The sequence below is a fragment of the Okeania sp. SIO3B5 genome (genome assembly GCF_010692555.1).
Classification (GTDB): Bacteria; Cyanobacteriota; Cyanobacteriia; order Cyanobacteriales; family Microcoleaceae; genus Okeania.
This window is the reverse complement of record NZ_JAAHHG010000640.1, coordinates 1-5,102: the sequence shown is the minus strand read 5'-3', so window position 1 is coordinate 5,102 and position 5,102 is coordinate 1. Positions and strand designations below refer to the sequence as shown.

5 protein-coding genes are annotated in these 5,102 nt (G+C 34.4%); all 5 read left to right on the top strand.

From position 1 onward, the window contains the following. On the top strand, positions 1-1,048 hold a 1,048-nt coding region (locus F6K54_RS39965), incomplete at its 5' end, for a hypothetical protein (protein ID WP_293089889.1). A gap of 343 nt (positions 1,049-1,391) precedes the next feature. Then, positions 1,392-1,607 (top strand): hypothetical protein, encoded by a 216-nt coding sequence (locus tag F6K54_RS39960; RefSeq protein ID WP_293089888.1) that lies wholly within the window; start codon positions 1,392-1,394, stop codon positions 1,605-1,607. A gap of 3 nt (positions 1,608-1,610) precedes the next feature. After that, positions 1,611-1,925 (top strand): transposase, encoded by a 315-nt coding sequence (locus F6K54_RS39955; RefSeq protein WP_293089886.1) that lies wholly within the window; start codon positions 1,611-1,613, stop codon positions 1,923-1,925. 1,172 nt (positions 1,926-3,097) lie between these two features. Then, the gene (locus F6K54_RS39950; RefSeq protein WP_293089885.1) at positions 3,098-3,511 is read left to right on the top strand and encodes a hypothetical protein; all 414 of its coding nucleotides are present in this window, start codon (positions 3,098-3,100) and stop codon (positions 3,509-3,511) included. A 21-nt stretch (positions 3,512-3,532) separates the two neighbouring features. Beyond that, on the top strand, positions 3,533-4,708 hold the full coding sequence (locus F6K54_RS39945) for a pentapeptide repeat-containing protein (RefSeq protein ID WP_293089883.1): 1,176 nt from the start codon (positions 3,533-3,535) through the stop codon (positions 4,706-4,708). Positions 4,709-5,102: the final 394 nt, after the last annotated feature.

Sequence of the window (5,102 nt, the reverse complement as noted above, 5' to 3'; positions counted from 1 at the left end):
TGAAATAACAGCATCTGTTTTTGGTTTTGTTAGCGGTCAGGTTTTATTACCTTTCGGTGGACAAAATGAATTTATGAGCGCTGTTGTTGCGATCAAAGTAATGGAAACATTTTTGACAACTAAACATCTGTTTAAAATCGCTGCTTGTATTGAAGCTAGTATTCCATTTCAACCTATTTCAGAAGATGGCTTAACTGCTACTGAACGTCTTTATCAAAGACTTAGAGAAACTAATATTAAGTTGAATGTTAATTTAACTGATGCTGAACTATATCAAACAATAAAGAAATCAGTTAGATTATCTAATCGAGATGTTATTGGCTTTGGTTCACCTAGCTCAATTTTTCTAGATAATACTTGGAATTTATTGCCAGAAACTAACCACAATCTCATTAATGGTAATTCATACACTATTTCTGAGTACCGAATTGCCTTAGAAAAAACTGAGGGTTTTATTAAATCTTTAAATCCCGATTTAATTTTTCGCAAATTTGATGGAGAACCTGATGAAAAAACTTACATAAGTTTGGTTAATCAGGCAAAAAAAAATCTGGAAATTGCCAAAGTTTATCTAGGAAGTAAAATTTTCACTCTAGGTTTTATCGAAGTATTATCTATGCGATTGGGCTTAAATATACCTCTTTCTACAATGATTGGAGAGTTACCAACTCAAGGATTCGATCCGGCTCATTTAGAAAGTTTTTTACCAGATATTCATTATCCTTATCAACCTAAAAATAGTTTGGAATGTGAAGTATTAAATTTGTTGGCAGACGGGCGATGTCAAAATGCAACTTATGATATGAGAAACTCACCATTGAGTACATTTATAGTTAGATATATAGGATTTGAAGAAGTAAAAAAACAAAGGAAAAGAACTAAAGAATTATTTCAAAAAAATATTTCTCCTGAAGATTTTATTGATGGCTGTAACCAAGATTTATTAAAAATGATTATTGATGGAATTTTAGAATTATTTGAGAGTCGTAAACAGGCAATTAGTGGGGTAAAAAAAGGAAATTGTATTTACTGGAATCAACAGGAATAATACCAGTCATTTCAGTTATCAGTAACTCTAGCTGTTTGCACAGCATGACCTAGGAAAGTATTGGGATTGAAATCAGGAATATTCTTTTTTTTATACCTTTAAAAGGGGAGGCTTTATACCAGTTTGATAAATCTTTGCTACAAATATTTAGGTTACTGCTTAGGAGTCAGGAGACAGGAGACAGGAGTCAGGAGTCGTATGGGAATAGGTTTGATACCATTTTTTATATAGTAATTTATCTTTTTCATCCAATAGATATTTCCTACAAATTATTTTAATAATGCTTATTATTTGTAACATTCTTTTTTCAAATTGGTATTAATGATTAGTGTAGCCACCGAAATTGAGAGCTTTACCCATATATTGGAAAACTTTAAATCATCAAGGTGCTAGTAATTTAACAGAACAGCAAGCTGTAATTCGTCCGGTGTTAAAATTATTAAAAAAGTACAAAATTATCATCACAGCAGATAGAGAATTCCACAGTATATTTCTATCCCATTGGTTGAAAAAATCTCAGAAAAATCAGGTTTATTTTGTCTTAAGACAAAAAAAGTAAACAATGATTAAACGAGGTAAAAAATATTGTCAACTCTCAGAATTAAAAGTAAATATCGGTGAAGCACAACTATTATCAAATCAAAAAATCACCAAAATCAAGAAGGTCGGAACTTATAATTTACTGATATACAAAAAACAGAGATATCGTCACAAATCTGTTTCAGAAAAATGGTATATTTTAACCAATTTATCGTCACCAGGGAAAATTAAAAAAGTATATAGCCAGAGAATGGGAATTGAAGCAATGTTTAAAGATTATAAAACTGGTGATTATAATCTGGAATCAGCAAAAGCTAACGAAACAAAGATTGAATAATTTGATTTTATTGATAGCTATTTCATATACAATTAATTCATTTAGTGGGCAAAAAATCAAAAATCAAGGTATTCAAAAATATATATCAAGAACTAATGATAAAGGTATAAAAGAAAGAAGGTATAGTAGTTTTTGGCTGGAATGATCTAGTATTTATTGGATAGTCAATGATGATTTTATCTGGGAATTAGTAGGAACTTTAATGAGGCTAAAATCTCATAAACTCCTATATTATCGACGAGGAATTAAGGCGATTAATACACTGTTTAATAATAGCGTTATTTCTGGTTAACGATCAATTAATAAAAGTGAGTTTTTTCTAATCTTATTTGCTAGATTAGTTGAACTATTGTTCAATTTAGGATGGGGTGATCAGGGCCAACGCATCTAATTTTTCTAATTAGGGCTTGCTGATTAATTCTAAAAACATTGATATATAAAGACTTTAGCCTTTTTGGGCCCTTTATTATGTGCGCCTGTTTCAGTCTAAAATGCTCATGCATGCTAGTATTTTGGTACGATTATGGCAGAAAAATCAAGGAACAATTCTTACCCCTACCTCCTCGCTGATTCCCCTAACTCCTGTCTCCTGTCTCCTGTCTCCTGTCTCCTCCCCCCACTAAAAGACTTTTTCAGCAAACCCTAATTCAATATATAGCGTCTCATAGAACTGAAAAACACTATATTTGGATTTTTGATTCTCAATAAGGAACAATAAACCCGAGTTATTGCACTAAACCCCCTCTTTATTGACAAGATGCCTTGGCCCTGTGTGGGGTGTGGTGCGATACTGCTGACGCAATGCTCCGCGATCGCACCACACCCCCATCTATTCTCAAGCCAGTGTTCCCTTTCTGTTGAAGTATTTTTCAGCTTATTCGACAAATTCTTCTCTACATATAGCTTTCAACTAGCTTGTCACCCCGTGAGGATTTTTATACACAAATAAAATAGGATTGCTATAGTCTTTTTCAGAAACTGTAAAAAACTGTTTGATGCTAAAGCCCAAAAATATAGACTGTCCAAGACTTATATCGACAAAATGTCTAGGATTATGAAATAGTCGCGAAGAAAGCAGAAAAATTAGCAGTCAGTGTCAAAGCTATAACAAATATTGTTGACATCCCTAGACAAACCATGCTAACCTTGAGTAAAGTAATTCAATGTGAGTAATGGTCAAATCTCACGGTTCCTTAACAGGGATAGAAGCCAAAATTGAATATCATCGCGTATTTGAGGAACTCCGAGCATTATATGAATCCTGGAAATGCTCTGCTATAAACTGGATGCAAACTGAGAAATTATTAGATCCCTCAGTAGAAAAACGTCTTATGAAGCAGTTTAATATTCAATGGGCTTATGCTGACTCAATCGCTACTGAAGCAACTCAATGTTTAAACCAATTAAAAACAGTTAAAAAAAATCTAATTTCTAAATTAGAGTTACAAATCCAAGCTAAAACAACTGCTACAAAAAAACTCATCACTAAAGTAGAAAAAGCTTTAAAATTAGCAAGAAAAAAAGGTTTTCCACTGAGTAATGAAATCATTTGCACTCACCGATGGCAAATGTCTAGCTCTGTCTAGTTTTAAAGAAGGTGTAAAAATATGACAGACATAGCAGACAAACTGCTCAAACAGGGGATTTCTCAATATCAAAATTATGAATTTGAAGCAGCTTTAGCATCTTGGCAACAGGCATTAATTATCTACCAAGAAATTTCTGATCGCCGTAAACAAGCTGCAGCTCTAGGAAATATAGGCGTTGCTTATGACGCATTATCAGATTACTACTCAGCCATAGAATATTATCAACAACACTTAAATATTGCTAGAGAAATTCAAGACAGAGAAGGAGAAGGAAAAGCCTTAGGTAATTTAGGAAATGCTTATTATGCTCTCGAGAATTATTCAGAAGCAGTTATATATCAACAAAAACGTTTGACGATCGCTCTTGAAATGCAAGACGAATTTGGTTGCGAACAAACCTACTCCAATTTAGGCATAGCTTATCATGGTTTAGGAGAATTTCCCCAGGCCAAAGAATGTTATCAACAGCAGTTAGCTTTTGCCAAAAAAATAAGTAATTATACTAGCCAAGGGGATGCCTTGTTTAATCTCCGGTTAGTATACCAATCAATGGAAGATGTTGGAAAGGCAGAAGAATGTAGACAACAACAGATAGCGATCGCCAAAGAATTATTATCAAAGCAACTGGGCAATAACTTTACAGAAATTGCTCAAACTGTAGCTCTAAATCTTACGGCAGATTTTGCAGGTAGCGACCTAAGTAGGATAGACCTCCAATATGCTAATTTTGTTGGGGCAAACTTACAAAAGACTAATCTCAGTGGCGCTAACTTAACCCTTGCGGACTTAAGTGGAGCTAATCTCAATGGTGCGAATTTAAGTCAAGCTAATCTCTGTAATGCTAATTTACGAGATGCTAAACTTGTAGAAGCTTATCTCAAAGATGCAGATTTGCGGACAAAATTACCTCGTGCCGATTTAAGTAATGCTAACCTCAGTGGTGCTGACTTGAGTAGTGCTTATCTGCCCAGTGCTAAATTAGTCAATGTGGATCTAAGTAATGCTTCTTTACAAAATGCTGACCTCAGTGGAGTTAATTTAAGTGGGGCCAATTTACGCAGAGCTAATTTAAAACGGACAGATTTAAAGGATGCAATTTTAGAGAAGACAATATTTGCGCAAAATATAGGTATTTCTGAACATCAAAAACAGGAGTGGGTAGAACGAGGGGCATTGTTTGAGATTTCAGAATAGAAAAATAAGTGTTGCTGATTTTAAGTAGATCGGTGTTGAAAATTATTGTGATGAAAAGGCAGGAGGCAGAGGGCAGAAGGCAGAAGGGAAGAGAGTTTTTGGCAAATTTACTTTTCGTTACTAACTTGCTGTTTTTTTGCACCGTTCTACTTAGAGCTTGCTGATTAACTATCAAAGTATTCACATATAAAAGTTTCAGCCTTATTAGGTTGAAAAAAAGTACCATATTTTTGGCTAAGAAGGCTCAAAAAGTTAGTATTTGTGTAAGAGTTGGGCAGAAAAATTAAGGGAAAAAACGCCCGCTCCTACCTCCTCGCTCATTCCCTATTTCTCCTGTCTTCCCCTCCCCTCCTGGGAGGGGCGAGGGGTGGGTTGGGAGGGGTTAGGGGTGGGT

Coding starts and splice junctions, on each gene's coding strand:
- F6K54_RS39955 (WP_293089886.1), top strand. CDS start 1,611: ATGATTAAACGAGGTAAAAAATATTGTCAACTCTCAGAATTAAAAGTA.
- F6K54_RS39950 (WP_293089885.1), top strand. CDS start 3,098: ATGGTCAAATCTCACGGTTCCTTAACAGGGATAGAAGCCAAAATTGAA.
- F6K54_RS39945 (WP_293089883.1), top strand. CDS start 3,533: ATGACAGACATAGCAGACAAACTGCTCAAACAGGGGATTTCTCAATAT.